This window comes from Acidiphilium sp. AL, assembly GCF_025499445.1.
Taxonomy (GTDB): Bacteria; Pseudomonadota; Alphaproteobacteria; order Acetobacterales; family Acetobacteraceae; genus Acidiphilium; species Acidiphilium iwatense.
Genome location: NZ_JAIMBZ010000049.1, coordinates 1 through 18,260, shown reverse-complemented (window position 1 = coordinate 18,260; position 18,260 = coordinate 1). Strand labels below are relative to the sequence as shown.

Sequence of the window (18,260 nt, the reverse complement as noted above, 5' to 3'; positions counted from 1 at the left end):
GCCAGGCCGACAGTTTCGGCATCATCCGCGGCGGCCATCTCGATCTCTGCGTGCTCGGCGGCTACGAGGTCGCGGCCAATGGCGATCTCGCCAACTGGTCCACCGGCAAGCCGGGCGAAGCGCCCGCCGTCGGCGGCGCAATGGATCTCGGCGCCGGCGCGAAACGCGTCTGGGTGCTGATGGAACACACCACCAGGGATGGCCGTCCGAAACTGGTCGAGCGCTGCGCCTATCCGCTCACCGCGCTCGGCTCGGTCACCCGAATCTACACCGATCTCGCCGTCATCGACGTCACTAAGCAGGGCTTTCTACTCCGCGACTGCGCTCCGGGTGCCAGTCACGCCGATGTGCAGGTCAAAACCGGCGCTACGCTTCACCGGCAATAATTTCGAGCGCCTCTAACACGCATCATATGGATTCATAGGGAGTGAAGCATGACGGACGCAACGCAACAGGGCAACAGACAATCATCCATGCGTGCTTGGGCAGTCGTCCAGAACGGTGCGCCCCTCGCCGAAATCGAATTGCCGATGCCTGAGCCGCAAGGCACCGAAATCCTACTGGAAGTCACCCATTGCGGGGTCTGCCATTCCGACCTGCATATCTGGGACGGGTATTACGATCTCGGCAGCGCGGGGCGTTACGAAATCGTCCAGCGCGGCATTGCGCTGCCGCTGGCGCTCGGTCATGAAATCGTCGGCCGGGTGGTCAAGCTCGGACCCGCCGCTTCGGGCGTGAAGCCCGGCGATATCCGCATCGTCTATCCCTGGGCCGGCTGCGGCGAGTGCGCGCACTGCCTGGCAGGCGAGGATAATCTCTGTCCGAAGCCGCGCTCGCTCGGGATTTACCGGAATGGCGGCTTCGCGACCCACGTGATCGCCGCCGAGGCGCAGCATCTGGTCGATCCCGGCGATATCGACCCCGCTTTGGCCGCGACCTATGCGTGTTCCGGCATCACGGTGTTCGCCGCGATCAGGAAGGTGATGCCGCTCGCGCCCGACCAGCCGGTGGTGCTGATCGGCGCCGGCGGGCTCGGGCTGTCGGCGATTTCGGTGTTGAAAGTACTCGGCCATCGGGCGATCGTCAGCGTCGATACTAGCGCGACGAAGCGGGACGCTGCCATACAAGCGGGTGCGACCGCGACGGTCGATGGTGCGGCTGACCGGCTCGACAAAGCGATCGTCGCCGCGTGCGGCGGTCCGCCCGTCGCGATCATCGATCTGGTCAACGGTTCGGGCACCGCACGCGCCGCTCACGCGGCCCTTGCCAAGGGCGGCAAGCTTGTCATGGTCGGGCTGTTCGGCGGCGAACTCACACTCCCGCTGCCCTTCATGCCGATGCGTGCACTTACGATTCAAGGCAGTTTCGTCGGCTCCCCCGGCGATCTGCGCGACCTGGTCGAACTTGCCCAGGGCGGAGCCTTGCCGCCATTACCGATCGAGACGGTGCCGCAACACGATGCCGATGCGGCGCTGCATCGGCTCAAAAATGGAGAGGTGACCGGCCGGCTCGTCCTGGTCGCCGGGGCCGCTTGATCGACAAGCTCGAATATCTTCTGGCTTTGGCGCGCGAAAGGCATTTTGGTCGCGCGGCAGAAAGTTGCGGAGTTACGCAACCGACTTTTTCCGCAGGCATCCGCACGCTGGAAGAAACGCTAGGCATGCCGCTGGTCGAGCGCTCCTCGCGCTTTCAGGGTTTTACCCCGGAAGGCGAACGCGTGCTCGATTGGGCGCGCCGCATCGTGGGCGACATGCGGGCAATGCGCGCGGATATCGGCGCGCTGAAACGCGGGCTCTCCGGCCTTCTGCGCATTGCAGCCATTCCGACTGCGCTCGCCACCATCACCGAGCTCACCACGCCCTATCGCGCCATGCATCCCGATGTCCGCTTTTCGATCCAATCCTGCACATCCAACGAGGTGCTGCGGCGTTTGGAAAATTTCGAGATCGACGCCGGCGTCACCTATCTCGACAATGAGCCGATCGGCCGTACCCGCGTGGTTCCATTTTATCAGGAGCGCTACCGGCTGCTGACGTCGGCCGGAGCACTGCTCGGCCATCGTGACCGGGTGAGTTGGGCCGAACTCGGCCAAATTCCGCTCTGCCTGCTGACACCGGACATGCAGAATCGCCGCATCCTCGACCGGTTGCTGCACAACGCTGGTGTCGAACTCCTGCCAACTCTCGAGAGCAATTCGATCGTCGTGCTGGTCAGTCACGTCCAGACCGGACGCTGGGCCTGTGTGCTGCCCGAAAAGCTGGCTCGGATCTTTGGTCTGACCGAAAAACTGCGCGCGATTCCGATCGTTTCGCCCGAAGAGGTTCACACGGTCGGCCTCGTGTTGCCGGACCGGGAACCGCTGTCGCCGCTGGTGACTGCCCTGGTGCAGATCGCCTCCCAACACGCCAAGGATCTCGCGGACACGCCTTGATAGATTTTTTCTATCGAGTGATCTGGCATTTAGCTTGTTTGCTTTGCCGAATTATGGGATACAAAATCCAAACCGTTCGATTGCGGTTGAACGACCAAGACGCCGCAGACTGACGCGGCGACCAAAACGGATGGAAAACGGAACGTAGAAGATGGCAGATACCTCCCAAACGTGGAACGAGGCCGTAGCGCGTGAAATCATCGCCACGCATCACGATCGCGAAGGAGCGATGCTACCGATGCTTCACGCAATTCAGGAGGAATTCGGATATATTCCGCGCGAGGCCGAGCCGGTCATCGCCGAGGCGCTGAACCTCAGCCGCGCGGAAGTTCATGGCGTCATCACCTTCTATCACGATTTCCGCCGTGAGCCGGCGGGACGCCACGTGCTGAAAATCTGCCGCGCCGAAGCCTGCCAGTCGATGGGTTCGGAGGCGAACGCGCATCGGTTGCTGGAGCGGCTCGGCCTGGATTGGGGCGGGACGACGGCGGATGGGCGAATCACGATCGAAGCGGTCTATTGCCTGGGGCTGTGCGCCACCGCGCCCAGCGCGCTGCTTGATGGCGAGCCGGTCGGCAGGCTGGACGCCGCAAGCCTCGAATCCCTGGCGATGGAGGCGGCGTAATGAAAATTTTTGTGCCCAGGGACATGGCCGCGGTCGCGGTAGGTGCCGATCGGGTCGCCGCGGCAATCGAGGCGGAGGCGCGCGCGCGCAACATCCCGGTGAGCATCGTGCGCAACGGCTCGCGCGGGCTGTTCTGGCTGGAGCCGCTGGTCGAGGTAACGACAGCATCGGGGCGGATCGGCTACGGGCCGCTCAGCGAAGCCGACGTGCCGTCGCTGTTCGAGCAGCGCTTTTTCGATGGCGCGCCGCATCCGAAATGTCTCGGCCATGTCGATAAGATTCCGTTTCTCGCCAGGCAGGCGCGCTTCACCTTCGGGCGCGCCGGGGTGATCGATCCGCTCTCGCTCGACGACTATCGCCATCATGGCGGGTTCAAGGGGCTTGAGAGCGCGCTGTCGCTCGGGGGCGTCGGAATTATCGCGGCGGTGAAGGAGAGCGGGCTGCGCGGACGCGGGGGCGCCGGTTTTCCGACCGGGATCAAATGGGAAACCGTCGCGCGCACCCCAGCTTCCCAAAAATACATCGTCTGCAACGCGGATGAAGGCGATTCCGGCACCTTCGCCGATCGCCTGATCATGGAAGCCGATCCGTTCATGCTGATCGAAGGCATGACGATCGCCGGCATCGGCGTCGGCGCCACCAAGGGCTACATCTATCTGCGCTCGGAATATCCGTTTGCGATCCGCATGATGCAGCAGGCGATCGGCATCGCCCGCCACGCCGGATATCTGGGCGCCTCGATCGACGGCAGCGGAGCCGCGTTCGATATCGAGGTTCGGGTCGGCGCCGGCGCCTATGTGTGCGGCGAGGAAACTTCGCTGCTCGACAGCCTGGAAGGCAAGCGCGGCCAGGTTCGCGCCAAGCCGCCGCTGCCGGCGATCAGGGGTTTGTTTGGTAGACCGACCGTCATCAACAACACGATCACGCTCGCGAGTGTGTCGTTTATCATGGCCGAAGGCGCCAAGGCTTACGCCGAAATTGGCTATGGCCGGTCGCGCGGGACGATGCCGGTGCAGCTTGCCGGCAACGTGAAGTTCGGCGGCCTGTTCGAATGCGCCTTCGGCGTTACGCTGGGCGAGTTGGTGAACGACATCGGCGGCGGCACCCATTCCGGCCGTCCGGTGCGCGCGGTGCAGGCCGGCGGCCCGCTCGGCGCCTATTTTCCGCCCGCGCTGTTCGACACGCCCTACGACTACGAGGCTTTCGCCAAAAAGGACGGGCTGATCGGCCATGGTGGCCTCGTCGTGTTCGACGACACCGTGGACATGGCGAAAATGGCGCGGTTCGCGATGAAATTCTGCGCCATCGAATCGTGCGGCAAATGCACGCCCTGCCGGATCGGCGCGGTGCGCGGGACGGAGACCTTCGACAAGATCATCGCCGGTATCGAGCCGGAGCGGAATCTCGCTCTGGTGCGCGATCTTTGCGAGACGATGAAATTCGGCTCGCTGTGTGCGCTGGGCGGCTTCACACCCTATCCGGTGCTCAGCGCGCTCGATCACTTTCCCGAGGATTTCGCGACGCCGCCGCTGCGGCACGCGGCAGAATAAAGGAAAACCGCCATGGGACTCATTCAGGAAATCGACTACGGCACCAAGCCGGCCAATGCGGAAACCCTGGTCAGTCTGACCATCGACGGGGTTGCGGTCAGCGTGCCGGAAGGCACCTCGGTGATGCGCGCGGCGATGGAAATCGGTACTCAGATTCCCAAGCTCTGCGCCTCCGACATGTTGGACAGTTTCGGCTCCTGCCGGCTCTGCCTGGTGGAAATCGAAGGCCGCGCCGGCACGCCGGCATCCTGCACCACGCTGGTCGCCGAAGGCATGGTGGTCCACACTCAGAACGAGCGGCTCGGCCGGATTCGCAAAGGGGTGATGGAACTCTACATTTCCGACCATCCGCTCGATTGCCTGACTTGCTCGGCCAACGGCGATTGCGAATTGCAGGACATGGCCGGCGCGGTCGGCCTGCGCGACGTGCGCTACGGCTATGCAGGCGACAATCACCTCGACGCGGCCAAGGACGTTTCCAATCCGTATTTCCGGTTCGACCCGGCGAAATGCATCGTCTGCTCGCGCTGCGTGCGCGCCTGCGAGGAGGTTCAGGGCACCTTTGCGCTGACCATCGCGGGGCGCGGCTTCGATTCGAAGGTTTCCCCCGGCATGGAGGAGAATTTCTTCGATTCCGAGTGCGTCTCCTGCGGCGCCTGCGTGCAGGCCTGCCCGACCGCGACGCTGATGGAGACATCGGTGATCGAAATCGGCCAGCCCGAGCATTCCGCAGTCACCACCTGTGCCTATTGCGGCGTGGGCTGCTCGTTCAAGGCGGAAATGCGCGGCGAGCAGGTGGTCCGCATGGTGCCTTACAAGGACGGCAAGGCGAATCACGGGCATTCCTGCGTGAAAGGCCGGTTTGCGTGGGGTTATGCCACGCATCGCGACCGCATCACCAAGCCGATGATCCGTGCCAAAATCACCGACCCGTGGCACGAGGTTTCGTGGGACGAGGCGATCGCCCACACCGCGTCGGAGTTCAAGCACATCCAGGCTAAATACGGCCGTTCCTCGGTCGGCGGCATCACCTCCTCGCGCTGCACCAACGAGGAAACCTATCTGGTGCAGAAGCTGGTGCGCGCCGGCTTCGGGAACAACAACGTCGATACCTGTGCCCGCGTCTGCCACTCGCCGACCGGCTATGGCCTGTCGCAGACCTTCGGCACCTCGGCCGGCACCCAGGATTTCGACAGCGTCGAGCAGGCGGATGTTATGCTGCTGATCGGCGCCAACCCGACCGACGGCCACCCCGTCTTCGCCTCGCGGATGAAAAAGCGCCTGCGCGAGGGCGCGAAGCTGATCGTCATCGACCCGCGCCGGATCGACCTCGTCCGCACCCCGCATGTTGAGGCCGAATACCATCTGCCGATCCGCCCGGGCACCAACGTCGCCATCCTGAGCGCGATCGCCCATGTGATCGTGACCGAAAACCTGATCGACGCGGATTATATTCGCGAACGCTGCGACGCTGACGCCTTCGCCCATTGGGCGGAGTTCGTCTCGCAGGAACGCAACAGCCCGGAAGCGCTGGCCGCGACCACCGGCGTCGATCCTGAACTGGTCCGCAAGGCCGCGCGCCTCTACGCGACGGGCGGCAATGGTGCCATCTATTACGGCCTCGGCATCACCGAGCACAGTCAGGGCACCACGGCGGTGATGGCGCTCGCCAACCTCGCGATGGCGACCGGCAATATCGGCCGCGTCGGTGTCGGCGTGAATCCGCTGCGCGGGCAGAATAACGTGCAGGGCAGTTGCGACATGGGCAGCTTCCCGCATGAATATACCGGCTACCGCCATGTCGGCACCGAGAACGTGCGCGAGTCCTTCGAGATCGACTGGGGCATCAAGCTCGACCCCGAGCCCGGCCTGCGCATCCCCAACATGCTCGACGCCGCGATCGACGGCACCTTCATGGGCCTCTACATCCAGGGCGAGGACATCGCCCAGTCCGACCCCGACATCAAGCACATCACCGCCGGGCTCTCGGCGATGGAATGCGTCGTCGTGCAGGATCTGTTCCTCAACGAGACGGCGCAGTTCGCCCATGTCTTCCTGCCGGGTTCGACCTTCCTCGAAAAGAACGGCACTTTCACCAACGCCGAACGCCGCATCCAGCGCGTCCGCAAGGTGATGACACCGAAAAATGGCTACGAGGACTGGGAAATCACCCAGCTCATCTCCAACGCCGTCGGCTTCCCGATGAACTACGCGCATCCCTCCGAAATCATGGACGAGGTCGCGCGGCTGACGCCGACTTTTGCGAACGTGTCGTTCGACCTTCTGGACCGTGTGGGCTCCGTGCAGTGGCCGTGCAACGAAGCCGCCCCCGAGGGCACGCCGATCATGCATATCGATCATTTCGTGCGCGGCCAGGGGCGGTTCTTCGTCACCGAATACGTGCCCACCGACGAAAAGACCGGCCCGCGCTATCCGCTGCTGCTCACCACCGGCCGCATCCTCAGCCAGTACAATGTCGGCGCGCAGACGCGGCGCACTGAAAACTCCGCCTGGCACAAGGAAGATCTGCTGGAAATCCACCCGCACGACGCCGAGCAGCGCGGCGTCACCGACGGTTCCTGGGTCAAGGTCGCCAGCCGTTCCGGCGAGATCGCCCTGCACGCCAAGGTGACCGAACGCGTCGCCCCCGGCGTGGTCTACACCACCTTCCACCACCCGATGACGATGGCGAACATCGTCACCACCGACTATTCCGACTGGGCGACCAACTGCCCGGAATACAAGGTGACGGCGGTGCAGGTCTCGCCGTCGAACGGCCCGACCGACGCGCAGCGCGACTATGCCGAACTCGGCCGCCGCACCCGCCAGATCGAGGTCGCCGCCGCCGAATGACCATGCTGCCCGCGCCGGTCACCAGGGTCGCCGCTACCGCCTTCCGCCACGGCGGCATCGCGGCGATCAGCCGCGCCCTTCCCGAGGAAGCGGCCGTCGCGCTCAGCTACGATCAGGTCGGCTACGCAGTAATGATGGCGACGCCATCCGACCTCGAGGATTTCGCGGTCGGGTTCAGCCTGTCGGAAGGTATCGTCGAACGTCCCGCCGATATCCTCGATTGCGAAATTGTTATGGTGGAACAGGGCATCGAGTGCCGGATGCGCCTTGCGCATGATGTTTCGGCCCGGCTCGCGCAGCGGCGACGCCATCTGGCGGGCGCACTGGGCTGCGGGCTGTGCGGACTGGAAAGCCTGGCCGAGGCGAACCGCGCGATCCCGCGGGTTGGATCTTCCCTTTCGATCGCGGCCCCGGCACTGATGCGGGCAATGCGTGAGATGTCGGCTCGGCAAACGCTGAACCGGCAGGCTCATGGTATTCATGCGGCAGCCTTTCTCGATCCCACCGATCAGTCCGTGCTGGTGCGCGAGGATGTCGGCCGTCACAACGCGCTGGACAAGGTCGTCGGCGGGCTCGCCCGCGCGCAACGCTCCGGCGGTTCGGGCGCGATCCTGCTGACCAGCCGGGTCTCGATCGAGCTGATCCAGAAGGCCGCCCTGCTTGGCGCACCCATTCTCATCGCTGTTTCGGTTCCCACGGCGCACGCGCTGCGCGCCGCCGAGGCTGCCGGCATCACCCTCGCCGCCGTCGCGCGCGACGACGGGTTCGAAGTTTTCACCCATCCATCCCGCATCCGGTTCGGAGTCGAAACCCATGTCGCATGACGTCAACCTGTTGCACCAAGGGCAAGATCAGCGGCTCGTCTATATGGCGAACCAGATCACCACATTCTTCGCCTACGAACCCGATGAGCCGGCAGTCGCCGCGATCGAATCCCATATCCGCAAGTTCTGGGACCCGCGGATGCGCGCGAAAATCATCGCCTATGTCGCTGACGGTGGCGACGGGCTACTGCCGCGGGCACAAAGGGCGATCCGGCAATTACAGGAGATGAACGCAATCTCTTGATATCGATCACAATCCAGCTATAATGAACAATAAATAAAAATCACATACTGGAGGAGATCCACGATGGCTGGCCTCGGTTTTCTTGACCGTGAACAGACGGTCGCTCCCAATGGCTATAACCGCTGGTTGGTACCGCCAGCCGCGCTATGCATTCATTTATGCATCGGTGAAGCCTACGCATTCAGCGTTTTCAACCTGCCGCTGACCAGACTGATCGGCATCACCAAACACGCGCCGGGCGACTGGAATCTCGTCGATGTCGGCTGGATTTTTTCGGTCGCGATCGTGTTTCTCGGCCTTTCCGCGGCGTTTACCGGCACCTGGCTCGACCGGGTCGGGCCGCGTAAGGCGATGACGGCGGCTGCGCTGTGCTTCGGCGGCGGGTTTCTGGTCGCGGCCTTCGGGGTCTCGATCCATAGCCTGCTGGTGGTGTTCCTCGGATATGGCGTGCTCGGTGGAATCGGCCTTGGAATCGGCTATATTTCACCCGTACGGACGCTGATCACCTGGTTTCCCGATCGGCCGGGCATGGCCACCGGCCTCGCGATCATGGGTTTCGGCGGCGGTGCAATGATCGCGGCCCCACTGTCCTTCTTGCTGATGCATCATTTCACGACAGCGACCAGTCTCGGCGTCGCACCGAGCTTCGTCGCCCTTGGCATCATCTATGCCATCTTCATGCTGATCGGTGCCCTGATCGTCCGTGTTCCACCGGCGGGTTGGGCTCCTGCCGGCTATGTCGCGCCGACGACCCAAAAAAAACTGATCTCCGAATACGACGTCACCGCCGACCGCGCGATGGCCACGCCGCAATTCTACTTTCTGTGGTTCGTGCTGTTTCTGAACGTCACGGCCGGTATCGGGGTGATCGGCCAGGCAAGCCCCATGATTCAGGAAATGTTTCATGGCCGGGTAACGGCGGCCACCGCGGCGGGTTTTGTCGGCTTCCTATCGCTGTTCAATATGGGTGGGCGGTTCTTCTGGGCATCGCTATCCGATTGGCTTGGCCGCAAGCCGACTTATTTCGTATTTTTCCTCCTCGGCATCGCACTCTATGTTCTGGTGCCGCATACCGCCCTGCTTGGCAGCGTTGCCCTCACTGCCCTGTGCTTCGGTGTGATCCTGTCGATGTATGGCGGCGGCTTTTCCACCATCCCGGCCTATTTGCGGGATATTTTCGGGGTTCGCCATGTCGGCGCGATCCACGGACGGATTCTCACGGCATGGTCGGCTGCGGGCGTGATGGGGCCGGTGCTGGTCGACTATATCCGCCAGTACCAAATCCATCACGGCGTCGCCAAAGCAGATGCCTATACCATCACTCTTTATATCATGGCGGCGCTTCTGCTGGTGGGCGCGATCTGCAACGCAATGATCTCGCCGGTTGGCGCGCAACACCATGAAGCCATCGCCAGAGCCGCCGAATGAGGACACGATCATGAACGACGCCGCAAATGCGCCAAAGCTTGTCATCTATTGGCTACTGGTCGGCATTCCGCTCGCCTGGGGCGTCTATCACACGCTGATTGCTGCCGGCAAACTCTTCGGACTGTAACGTCAGAGCAATTTCGCCTCGAAGGGCGGCAGATAATCGGGCGCTTCGAATTCGATCACCCAGAGATCGGGATCGAAGCGCCTCTGTTTTTCGATATAGGAATCCACCCGCGCCTCATCGACCGGGTTGGGTCCGGTGGCGCGCAGCCACGCCGGCCTGCCTTCGCCGTCCCGCGTCTGGCTCAAGGCAACGATCCCCATTCTGCCGCGCAGCAGAACGAGAATCCCGCCGGCATCGGCATCGCCCCGATGGATCACCATACCGGGTCGACCATCCGCGGCACCAAGGCGAAGTGCCGCCTGCACCCAGATTCCAGCCTTGACCCGAGGCTCAGACACCGGCTTGATCTATCGACGACCGTGCCGATGCCTGCTCATGTTGCGGTGCGTGCCAATATCTCAAGGAACGTCGTATGCCGTCCGTCACCAGAAAGCCTCTCATGCGCATGTTATGCTCCTTGCCGCTCCTGTTCGCCACACTGGCCGGGTTGTTCGCTTGCGTGCCGCATGCCGAAGCCGCGCCGAAGCTTCAGAAAGTCACTTTCGGGCTTGATTGGCGTGCGGAGGCCGAATATGGCGGCTATTATCAAGCCCTTGCCACCGGTATTTACCGCAAATACGGGCTCGACGTCACGATCCGCCAGGGCGGACCCGAGGTCAATAATGCGCAGCTCCTACTCGCGGGACGGCTCGATTTCGACGTCACCTCGAACGGGTTTCTCGCTTTCAATTTCGTCAAGGAGAAAATCCCGTTCGTCGCCGTCGCGGCGATGTTCCAGAAAGACCCTGACATTCTGCTGGCGCACCACGGCACGGGAGAAACCAGTTTTGCCTCACTGAAAGGCAAACCAATCGCCATTTCAGCGGACACGCGGGTGAGTTGTGGCTGTTTCTCAAGCACAAATACCATTACAGTGATAGCCAGATCCGGCCCTATGATTTCAATCTCGCACCGTTTTTCACCAACAAGAACCTCGCAGTCCAAGGGTTCCTCACCTCCGAGCCGTTCCTGGTCAAGCAGAAGATCGGGCATTATCCCGTGGTGCTGCGGCTCGACAAAGTCGGGTTCGATGGCTACGCGCAACTGATCGCGACATCGAAAAAACTGATCAAATCCAATCCGTCACTGGTACAGCGCTTCATCGCCGCATCCGCCACTGGCTGGAAATCCTATCTCGACGGCAACCCCGCACCTGCTTTCGCGCTGATCCGCAAGGCGAACCCGGACATGTCGATGTCCCTGTTGAAATACGGCTACGATCAATTGAAGGCGCATGGCATCGTCTCATCCGGCGACGCCAGGACAATGGGTATCGGTGCAATGACCGATGCGCGCTGGAGGTCCTTCTACGAGCAGATGCGTGAAGCAAAACTCTATCCCAAGGGATTCGACTACCGTACGGCCTTCACGCTCCGCTTCGTCGATCATCACCCGATGGGCGTAACGCCCTGACATGACCCCATGCTGCGTTTGACCGGCGCCGGCCGGCGTTTCGTTAACGGCACCATCGCTTTCGCGGATATCGACATGCGAATCGACGCGGGCGAATTCGTGGTCCTGCTCGGCCCCTCCGGCTGCGGCAAATCGACGTTGCTTCGCCTTCTCGCCGGCCTCGATGTGCCCGATACCGGCACGATCGTCTGGAATGACGGCACGCCACCGGCGCCGGGTGATATCGGTTTCGTGTTCCAGGATGCAACCTTGCTGCCCTGGGCAAGTGCGGAACAGAACGTGCATCTGCCGCTGCGCCTCGCCGGCAAGAGCTTCAGTGAAACCCGGAACGAGGTGCGCGCGACCATCGCCCAGCTCGGCCTTGCCGGGTTCGAAGATGCGAAACCCGCTTCGCTATCGGGCGGCATGAAGATGCGGGTCTCGATCGCGCGTGCCCTCGTCTCGCGGCCCCGGCTCCTGCTGATGGACGAACCTTTCGCCGCACTCGACGAATTCACCCGCCACCGGCTGCAGGACGACCTACACGCATTATGGCGCGAGGCACGAACCACCGTGGTTTTCGTCACGCATTCGATTTATGAAGCAGCCTATCTCGCCTCCCGTATCCTGGTGATGACACCTCGGCCCGGACGGATCGCCGCGGAAATTCCCTGCCCCCTGCCCGATCCCGCCGATCGCCGGACCGATCCCGCCTATGCTTCACTCACCGCACAGGTCACCGAAACCCTGCGCGCGGTGATGCCGGCATGACAAGCGTCGAACGTGCTGCCCCGATCGCCTTTGGCCTCATCGGACTTGGTCTCTGGCAGGGTGCGGTGAGCAGCCTGCACGTGCCAGTCTATGTGCTGCCCGGACCGACCGCGATCGTCGCTGCTTTCTGGATTGACCACACCTCGCTGCTTATCTCGCTGCTCTCGACCCTCGCGGTCACGGCCGCGGCGCTGGTGGCCGCCGCGTTGCTCGGCATGATCCTCGCTCTCGCCATGGCGGCGAGCCGCGTTGCCCGCGCCGCGATCCAGCCCTGGGCAGTGGTGCTCCAGGTCACTCCGGTTGTTGCCATCGCGCCGCTGATCATCATCTGGGTGAACCAGCAATTCGCCGCTCTGGTTGTCTGCGCCACCATCGTCGCGTTCTTTCCGGTATTGTCGAACACCGCCGCCGGCCTGGCAGCCACGCCGCCCGAGCTTGCGGATCTGTTCCGACTGAACGGTGCCAACCGGCGCCAGACCCTGTTTCTGCTCCGCCTGCCCGCCGCCCTGCCCTATTTTCTCGCCGGACTGCGCATCGCCGGGACTCTTGCACTGGTGGGTGCAGTCGTCGCGGAATTTGTGGCAAGTTCCGGCGGATTCGCGGCCGGGCTCGCCGGGCGGATTCTGGAAGCCGGCTACCGGCTGGAAATACCGCGCATGTTCGCTGCCCTCACGCTTCTCGCCCTTGCCGGAATCACGATCTATGCTGCCCTTGGCTCTTTCGAGCGGGCGGTGCTGCGCCGGTTCGGCGCCGCCTCTTGAAACAAGCCGCACCCTCTGGCACAGGCGCGCTCATGATCCGCAAAATGACCGACGCCCAGATCGCCTACGAACGCAAACGCGCCGCCAAGGCGAATAAAAGTCTCGATGAGTGGCTCAAGATCAAGGCAAAGCAGGAGGCCAAGGTCGCGGCCGCCAGACCCGAACACGCCGGCAAAACGAAAAAGCCGGGCCTGCTAAAGCGCCTGGTCGAGCGCGGCCACAAACCCATTTGAAACTCACTCCACCGCGTTGATATCCGGTGCGTTGGGGTTCTTCATTCCCACGATGTGATAGCCGCAATCAACATGGTGAATTTCGCCGGTCACCCCGCGCGATAAATCGGACAGCAAATATAACCCCGAGGCACCAACCTCTTCGAGCGCCACGTTGCGCTCCAGAGGCGCATTGTACTGGTTCCATTTCAGGATATAGCTGAAGTCACCGATCCCTGATGCGGCCAACGTCTTGATCGGACCGGCGCTGAGCCCGTTCACCCTGATCGCGCTCGATCCGAAATCCGCCGCGAGATAGCGCACCGAGGATTCCAGCGCCGCCTTGGCCACCCCCATCACGTTGTAATGCGGCGTGACCCGCTCGGCACCAAGATAGGTCAAAGTCAGCATGGAACCGCCCCGTTTCATCAGGGCGCCCGCCCGTTGGGCGGCCGCAGTAAAGGAATAGCAGGAGATATCCATCGCCTGGAGGAATGCATCGCGCGGCGTATCGGCATAGCGTCCGCGCAGATACTGCTTGTCGGCGAAGCCAATGGCGTGAACCAGGAAATCGACTTCGCCCCAGCGCGCGGCGACTGTACGGAAGGCGGAATCGAGGGCCGCGTCGTCGGTCACGTCGCAGGGGACCACCAGATCGGAACCGACGCTCTCGGCCAATGGACGGATGCGCTTTTCCAGCGCCTCGCCCTGATAGGTAAAGGCGAGTTCCCCGCCCTGGGCGGCAACGGCCTGAGCGATCGCCCAGGCGATCGAACGGTTATTCGCCACCCCCATGATCACGCCGCGTTTGCCGCGCATCAGCGCGCCCGCGAGCGGAAGGGTGTCTGCGGATTCCTGCATGTCGGGCTCCAAATCTGAACGTCGCCGGCGTGGCGTCGACAGGGTGGTGGCACAAGCCGGCATGACCTATCAAGTATGGGCATCCGCCGGAGAGAGCAACCGATGATCGACTTAGCCGCCGACCCGTTCGACCTGTTCGCGATCTGGATGACGCAGGCCGAGGCGTCCGAACTGAACGATCCCAACGCGATGACCCTTGCCACCACCACGAAAGACGGCCGCCCGTCGGCAAGAATCGTGCTGCTGAAATCCTGGGACAGGCTTGGGTTTGTTTTCTATACAAACCTGGAAAGCCGCAAATCGGACGAAATCGCCGTGAATCCGCACGTCGCCCTCCTGTTCCACTGGAAGAGCCGCAAGCGCCAGATCCGGATCGAGGGCATCGCTGCGCAGGTGAGCGATGCGGAGGCGGATGCCTATTTCGAAACCCGCCCCCGCCTGTCGCGAATCGGTGCCTGGGCGTCCGACCAGTCGCGCCCCCTGCCTGATCGCCGCCTGCTCGAACAGCGCCTGGAACAAGAGATCGCGAAATATGCCGACGCACCGGTGCCGCGCCCGCCGCACTGGTCCGGCTGGTGCGTAACCCCAGAGGCGATCGAGTTCTGGGAAGACCGCGATTTTCGACTCCACGACCGTGCGGTATTCATCTCCACCAGCACTGGCTGGACCGCATCGAGGCTGTATCCATGAGTTTCGACCTCGTCATCCACAACGCGACGCTGCCGGACGGGCGGCGCGGCATGGATATCGGCATCAATGACGGTAAAATCGCCGCCATCGAACCGAGCCTTCCAGTTGTTGCAGCCCGGATCATCGATGCCGCCGGCAATCTGGTGGCCCCGCCTTTCGTCGATTCGCATCTGCATCTCGATTCCGCCCTTTCGCTCGGCCAACCCCGTTTGAACGAAAGCGGCACGTTGCTCGAAGGCATCGCTCTCTGGGGCGAACTCAAGCCGCATCTCACCGTCGAGGCGATCCACGCCCGTGCCCGGCGTCTCTGCCTTTGGTCGATCGCACAGGGCATCGGGGCCGTTCGCTCTCACGTGGATATCTGCGACGACCGTTTGATCGCGGTCGAAGCATTGACCGCTTTGCGCGAAGAGATGGCCCCCTATCTGACCATCCAGCTTGTCGCCTTCCCGCAGGACGGCTTCCTGCGCTATTCGAAAGCGCGCGAAAACCTCCTCCGCGCGCTGGATAAAGGCGTCGATATCGTGGGCGGCATCCCACATTTCGAGCGCACCATGGCGGACGGCGCCGAAAGCGTGCGACAGTTGATGGCCATCGCCGCAGAACGCGGTCTCGCCGTCGATATGCATTGCGATGAGACCGATGATCCCCATTCGCGCCATATCGAAACCCTGGCGGCCGAAACGGCGCGGCACGGCATGCACGGCCGCGTCACCGGCTCGCACCTGACCTCGCTGCACTCGATGGACAATTACTATGCGAGCAAGCTGATCCCGTTGATCGCCGAGGCTGGGATTTCCGCGATCCCCAATCCCCTGATCAACATCACTCTTCAGGGACGGCACGATACCTACCCCAAGCGGCGCGGTATGACCCGCGTGCCGGAACTGATGGCAGCCGGGGTGAACGTCGCTTTCGGCCATGATTGCGTGATGGACCCATGGTATCCACTGGGCAGCCACGACATGCTGGAGGTGGCCGCGATGGGCTTGCATGTCGCGCAAATGACCGGTCTCGCCGGAATGCGCACCTGTTTCGATGCCGTGACCACCAACGCTGCGCGTGCGATGGGCCTCGCCGATTACGGGGTTTCGGTCGGCTGCCGTGCCGATCTCGTCGTGCTCGATGCCGCCGACCCGATCGAGGCGATCCGCACGCGCGCCACCCGACGCTATGTGCTACGCGGCGGTACGGTCATTGCAGAAACACCACCCCGCCGCAGCCGCGTCATTTTTGAAAACGACATCGTCGAGGTAGATTTACGCCTACCGCATTGATGCCATATTCGCGGTGAACCCTGCGAACAGACAAGAGGAGAGACATGATGTCCCGGCATGATCTGACACGGCGTGCCTTATGGACTGGAAGCATGGCCTTGATTGGTATCGCATCAACGGCTCCATTCGCAGAAGCCCAAAACCTGTCGCTGAACTTCAATTTCGGTTCGCCGGGATATAATGTCGGTTATTGGGCTCCTCCACCGTATTATCGGAGATATTATTCCCCACCGCTTTATGCGCAGTATATGATGTGGTATTATTACCCCTCGCAATACTACCGCTACTATTACGCTCCACCACCACCGCCTGGCACTCCGCGTCCGCCGCGGCCACCTTACGGTGCCCCTCTTCCACCGCCACCCGGCCGGTTTTTCTCAGGACTCCGAATGCCGCGCCCCCGCCCTTATCCAGGCGCGCCGCACGCACGCCCCGGCGGACCGATCCCCCATTGGCGCTCTGCTTTTAGACCACCGGGACGGCCAGGTCCTGTCGGTCCTGGAGGCCCTGGTGGATCTGGGCGTCCTGGCGGGCCAGGCAGACCCGGCGGACCGGGTAGAGGACCGGGCGGTCCCAGCCGGGGTTCGGGCGGGCCGCCACATCCCTGATTCTGCCAAGCGAAGCCGCCGCCCTGCAAACGCATAAGTGACACCCGGCACCATCGTGGCGATCGCTCTAGGCAGCGGTCATCCGATGCACAATTATGCCAGCATGTCTGCCTCATCCCTGGCTGAAAATCGGCGTGCTTCCGCTATTTCGCAGCCCAAGGTCGCCCTGGTCCCGATGACGATTGGGGTCGGCCTCGGTCTCGGGCTTGGATCGTTCGCCGGCGGCGCCCTGCAGAGCATCTACCCCTATGTCGCCGGCACACTCGCGACCAGCAGCGATCACGCGCTTTGGACGCTGACGTATTTCCTGGTCCACTGGGCGCTCGGCATCGCATTGATGCCCTGGTTTTCACGAAAATTCGGGCTCAAGCGCCTGTTCATCCTGTGCGTGATCATGCTCGCCTCGAGCAGCGCTCTCGCTATCATCGCCAAGTCGCTCATGCTCATGCTGGTAGCGCGCGGTGCCCAGGGCATCTCCGCCGGCATCTGGTGCAGACATTGCTGCTCGGTCATTACCCGAAGCATTTGCACACCCTCGCCACAGCGCTCTGGAGCAACGTGATGCTGGCGCCGTTCTTCCTCGGCCCGGCCGTCGGGGGTTGGCTCGCGACCAATTATTCCTGGCTCGACATTTTCTGGTTGGTGCTGCCGCTCTCTGTCGTCTCGATTGCCCTGGTGCAGATCGCCCTGCCCGACGACCGACCCACCACGCCGCCCCCGCGTTTTGATATTTTCGGACTCGGTCTTCTCTGGCCCGGATTGATCGCCTTGCAGATCGTTCTCGACCAGGGCGAGCAGTTCGGCTGGTTCCATTCGGTGTTCATCAGTCACGTCGCCCTGGTAGCGACGCTGTTGCTGGTCCTGTTCGTCATCTGGGAATTGTTCGAGCCTTCGCCGCTGTTGCAACTGCGCTATCTGGCGCGGCGGAATTTCGGTTTCGGCCTGCTGCTTCTCTGTCTCGGCTGGTCGATCTTCGTCGGCTGGAGTTCGATCCTGCCGCTCTGGTCGGAAACCGATCTCGGCTTCAACGGCTGGTGGGGCGGTGTGCTTCTGATCCCCCTTGCCATCACCGCGATCCCGATCGCCGCCCTGATGAGCAAACTCACCCAGTTCTTCAGCCTGCGCGCGCTCGCCGTCGGCTGCTTCGTGATCTATGCGGGCGCCTATGCCGTCGCTTTCTTCGATCCATCGGTCGGTCTCGCCGCGACGATGCCGAGCGAACTGATCCAGGGCATCGCCGTCGGCATGCTGTTCGTGCCGCTGACCATGATCGTCCTGTCCGGCATCCCGCCTGAAGAACTGGCCGTCGCCTCGACCACCAGCAATTTCATTCGGGTATCCAGCGCCAATCTCGGTGTCACGCTACTCACCACCCTGTGGCAACGCCGGACCGCGCATTTCGAAAGCCATATGCGCACCGTGATGCCGCGGTGGCTGTGACAATGGATTCTGGCCCACTTGTGCTGATGAATTCTGGCCCACCTCCCGGGGTTGGACAGGCAGGGCCGCCCCGCGGGGCGGCCCTGCCTGTCAGCGGTTCTTTTTCTCCTTCCTGTTCATGATTTGG

The 18,260-nt window shown here is 62.7% G+C and carries 19 protein-coding genes and 1 pseudogene; 18 read left to right on the top strand and 2 right to left on the bottom strand.

Annotated elements, in window-relative coordinates; genetic code table 11:
- The 9 genes from AiwAL_RS17685 to AiwAL_RS17645 form a co-directional block, all read left to right on the top strand.
- The coding region (locus tag AiwAL_RS17685; RefSeq protein WP_316044801.1) for a CoA-transferase at positions 1-386 on the top strand (386 nt) is incomplete at its 5' end.
- 48 nt (positions 387-434) lie between these two features.
- Positions 435-1,535: an alcohol dehydrogenase gene (locus AiwAL_RS17680; RefSeq protein ID WP_262313200.1), complete on the top strand. Its 1,101-nt coding sequence runs from the start codon at positions 435-437 to the stop codon at positions 1,533-1,535.
- The gene (locus tag AiwAL_RS17675) at positions 1,532-2,431 is read left to right on the top strand and encodes a LysR family transcriptional regulator (protein WP_235705371.1); all 900 of its coding nucleotides are present in this window, start codon (positions 1,532-1,534) and stop codon (positions 2,429-2,431) included. Before AiwAL_RS17680 ends, AiwAL_RS17675 begins: the two co-directional genes overlap by 4 nt.
- Positions 2,432-2,582: 151 nt before the next feature.
- A complete protein-coding gene (locus tag AiwAL_RS17670; protein WP_235705372.1) occupies positions 2,583-3,056 on the top strand; it encodes a formate dehydrogenase subunit gamma in 474 nt (157 codons plus the stop codon).
- On the top strand, positions 3,056-4,606 hold the full coding sequence (locus AiwAL_RS17665; RefSeq protein WP_235705373.1) for an NADH-quinone oxidoreductase subunit NuoF: 1,551 nt from the start codon (positions 3,056-3,058) through the stop codon (positions 4,604-4,606). The genes AiwAL_RS17670 and AiwAL_RS17665 overlap by 1 nt, the downstream gene beginning before the upstream one ends.
- A 12-nt stretch (positions 4,607-4,618) precedes the next feature.
- A complete protein-coding gene (gene fdhF / locus AiwAL_RS17660; RefSeq protein ID WP_235705374.1) occupies positions 4,619-7,459 on the top strand; it encodes a formate dehydrogenase subunit alpha in 2,841 nt (946 codons plus the stop codon).
- Complete coding sequence (gene fdhD, locus AiwAL_RS17655) at positions 7,456-8,283, top strand: formate dehydrogenase accessory sulfurtransferase FdhD (protein ID WP_235705375.1); 828 nt, start codon at positions 7,456-7,458, stop codon at positions 8,281-8,283. Before fdhF ends, fdhD begins: the two co-directional genes overlap by 4 nt.
- Complete coding sequence (locus AiwAL_RS17650; RefSeq protein WP_235705376.1) at positions 8,273-8,527, top strand: formate dehydrogenase subunit delta; 255 nt, start codon at positions 8,273-8,275, stop codon at positions 8,525-8,527. The genes fdhD and AiwAL_RS17650 overlap by 11 nt, the downstream gene beginning before the upstream one ends.
- 63 nt (positions 8,528-8,590) lie before the next feature.
- Entirely contained in the window at positions 8,591-9,955 is a 1,365-nt protein-coding gene (locus AiwAL_RS17645) for an OFA family MFS transporter (RefSeq protein WP_235705377.1), read from the top strand.
- Positions 9,956-10,084: 129 nt separating this feature from the next.
- Here AiwAL_RS17645 and AiwAL_RS17640 read toward each other — a convergent pair whose 3' ends face one another.
- Positions 10,085-10,420 carry a DUF1491 family protein gene (locus AiwAL_RS17640; RefSeq protein WP_235705378.1) on the bottom strand — a complete coding sequence of 112 codons (336 nt, stop codon included), beginning with the start codon at positions 10,418-10,420 and terminating at the stop codon, positions 10,085-10,087.
- A gap of 74 nt (positions 10,421-10,494) precedes the next feature.
- Between AiwAL_RS17640 and AiwAL_RS17635 the strand changes: the two are divergent.
- The 5 genes and pseudogenes from AiwAL_RS17635 to AiwAL_RS17615 form a co-directional block, all read left to right on the top strand.
- Positions 10,495-10,887, top strand: a pseudogene (locus AiwAL_RS17635) (ABC transporter substrate-binding protein); the annotation flags it as partial.
- A 74-nt stretch (positions 10,888-10,961) separates the two neighbouring features.
- Positions 10,962-11,534, top strand: coding sequence for an ABC transporter substrate-binding protein (locus AiwAL_RS17630; RefSeq protein ID WP_262313199.1), 573 nt, complete (start codon positions 10,962-10,964; stop codon positions 11,532-11,534).
- Between the two features lie 9 nt (positions 11,535-11,543).
- Complete coding sequence (locus tag AiwAL_RS17625) at positions 11,544-12,284, top strand: ABC transporter ATP-binding protein (protein WP_262313198.1); 741 nt, start codon at positions 11,544-11,546, stop codon at positions 12,282-12,284.
- Positions 12,281-13,045 carry an ABC transporter permease gene (locus tag AiwAL_RS17620; RefSeq protein WP_235705380.1) on the top strand — a complete coding sequence of 255 codons (765 nt, stop codon included), beginning with the start codon at positions 12,281-12,283 and terminating at the stop codon, positions 13,043-13,045. The genes AiwAL_RS17625 and AiwAL_RS17620 overlap by 4 nt, the downstream gene beginning before the upstream one ends.
- Before the next feature lie 44 nt (positions 13,046-13,089).
- Complete coding sequence (locus AiwAL_RS17615; RefSeq protein WP_262313197.1) at positions 13,090-13,278, top strand: hypothetical protein; 189 nt, start codon at positions 13,090-13,092, stop codon at positions 13,276-13,278.
- 3 nt (positions 13,279-13,281) lie between these two features.
- Here AiwAL_RS17615 and fabI read toward each other — a convergent pair whose 3' ends face one another.
- A complete protein-coding gene (gene fabI, locus AiwAL_RS17610) occupies positions 13,282-14,118 on the bottom strand; it encodes an enoyl-ACP reductase FabI (RefSeq protein ID WP_235705382.1) in 837 nt (278 codons plus the stop codon).
- A gap of 75 nt (positions 14,119-14,193) precedes the next feature.
- Here fabI and pdxH point away from each other — a divergent pair, with 75 nt between their 5' ends.
- The 4 genes from pdxH to AiwAL_RS17590 all read left to right on the top strand — a co-directional run bounded on the left by pdxH (position 14,194) and on the right by AiwAL_RS17590 (position 18,133).
- Positions 14,194-14,808 carry a pyridoxamine 5'-phosphate oxidase gene (gene pdxH, locus AiwAL_RS17605; RefSeq protein WP_262313196.1) on the top strand — a complete coding sequence of 205 codons (615 nt, stop codon included), beginning with the start codon at positions 14,194-14,196 and terminating at the stop codon, positions 14,806-14,808.
- Positions 14,805-16,085, top strand: coding sequence for an amidohydrolase family protein (locus AiwAL_RS17600; RefSeq protein WP_235705384.1), 1,281 nt, complete (start codon positions 14,805-14,807; stop codon positions 16,083-16,085). Before pdxH ends, AiwAL_RS17600 begins: the two co-directional genes overlap by 4 nt.
- 645 nt (positions 16,086-16,730) lie before the next feature.
- Positions 16,731-17,255: an MFS transporter gene (locus tag AiwAL_RS17595; RefSeq protein WP_262313195.1), complete on the top strand. Its 525-nt coding sequence runs from the start codon at positions 16,731-16,733 to the stop codon at positions 17,253-17,255.
- Entirely contained in the window at positions 17,192-18,133 is a 942-nt protein-coding gene (locus AiwAL_RS17590; protein WP_262313194.1) for an MFS transporter, read from the top strand. Before AiwAL_RS17595 ends, AiwAL_RS17590 begins: the two co-directional genes overlap by 64 nt.
- Positions 18,134-18,260 lie beyond the last annotated feature (127 nt).

What these genes read in the sequence shown, in the direction of transcription:
- fdhD (WP_235705375.1), top strand. Translation starts at nt 7,456, where the DNA reads ATGACCATGCTGCCCGCGCCGGTCACCAGGGTCGCCGCTACCGCCTTC.
- AiwAL_RS17615 (WP_262313197.1), top strand. Translation starts at nt 13,090, where the DNA reads ATGACCGACGCCCAGATCGCCTACGAACGCAAACGCGCCGCCAAGGCG.
- AiwAL_RS17665 (WP_235705373.1), top strand. Translation starts at nt 3,056, where the DNA reads ATGAAAATTTTTGTGCCCAGGGACATGGCCGCGGTCGCGGTAGGTGCC.
- AiwAL_RS17600 (WP_235705384.1), top strand. Translation starts at nt 14,805, where the DNA reads ATGAGTTTCGACCTCGTCATCCACAACGCGACGCTGCCGGACGGGCGG.
- fabI (WP_235705382.1), bottom strand. Translation starts at nt 14,118, where the DNA reads ATGCAGGAATCCGCAGACACCCTTCCGCTCGCGGGCGCGCTGATGCGC.
- AiwAL_RS17625 (WP_262313198.1), top strand. Translation starts at nt 11,544, where the DNA reads ATGCTGCGTTTGACCGGCGCCGGCCGGCGTTTCGTTAACGGCACCATC.
- AiwAL_RS17645 (WP_235705377.1), top strand. Translation starts at nt 8,591, where the DNA reads ATGGCTGGCCTCGGTTTTCTTGACCGTGAACAGACGGTCGCTCCCAAT.
- pdxH (WP_262313196.1), top strand. Translation starts at nt 14,194, where the DNA reads ATGGGCATCCGCCGGAGAGAGCAACCGATGATCGACTTAGCCGCCGAC.
- AiwAL_RS17680 (WP_262313200.1), top strand. Translation starts at nt 435, where the DNA reads ATGACGGACGCAACGCAACAGGGCAACAGACAATCATCCATGCGTGCT.
- AiwAL_RS17670 (WP_235705372.1), top strand. Translation starts at nt 2,583, where the DNA reads ATGGCAGATACCTCCCAAACGTGGAACGAGGCCGTAGCGCGTGAAATC.
- fdhF (WP_235705374.1), top strand. Translation starts at nt 4,619, where the DNA reads ATGGGACTCATTCAGGAAATCGACTACGGCACCAAGCCGGCCAATGCG.
- AiwAL_RS17620 (WP_235705380.1), top strand. Translation starts at nt 12,281, where the DNA reads ATGACAAGCGTCGAACGTGCTGCCCCGATCGCCTTTGGCCTCATCGGA.
- AiwAL_RS17650 (WP_235705376.1), top strand. Translation starts at nt 8,273, where the DNA reads ATGTCGCATGACGTCAACCTGTTGCACCAAGGGCAAGATCAGCGGCTC.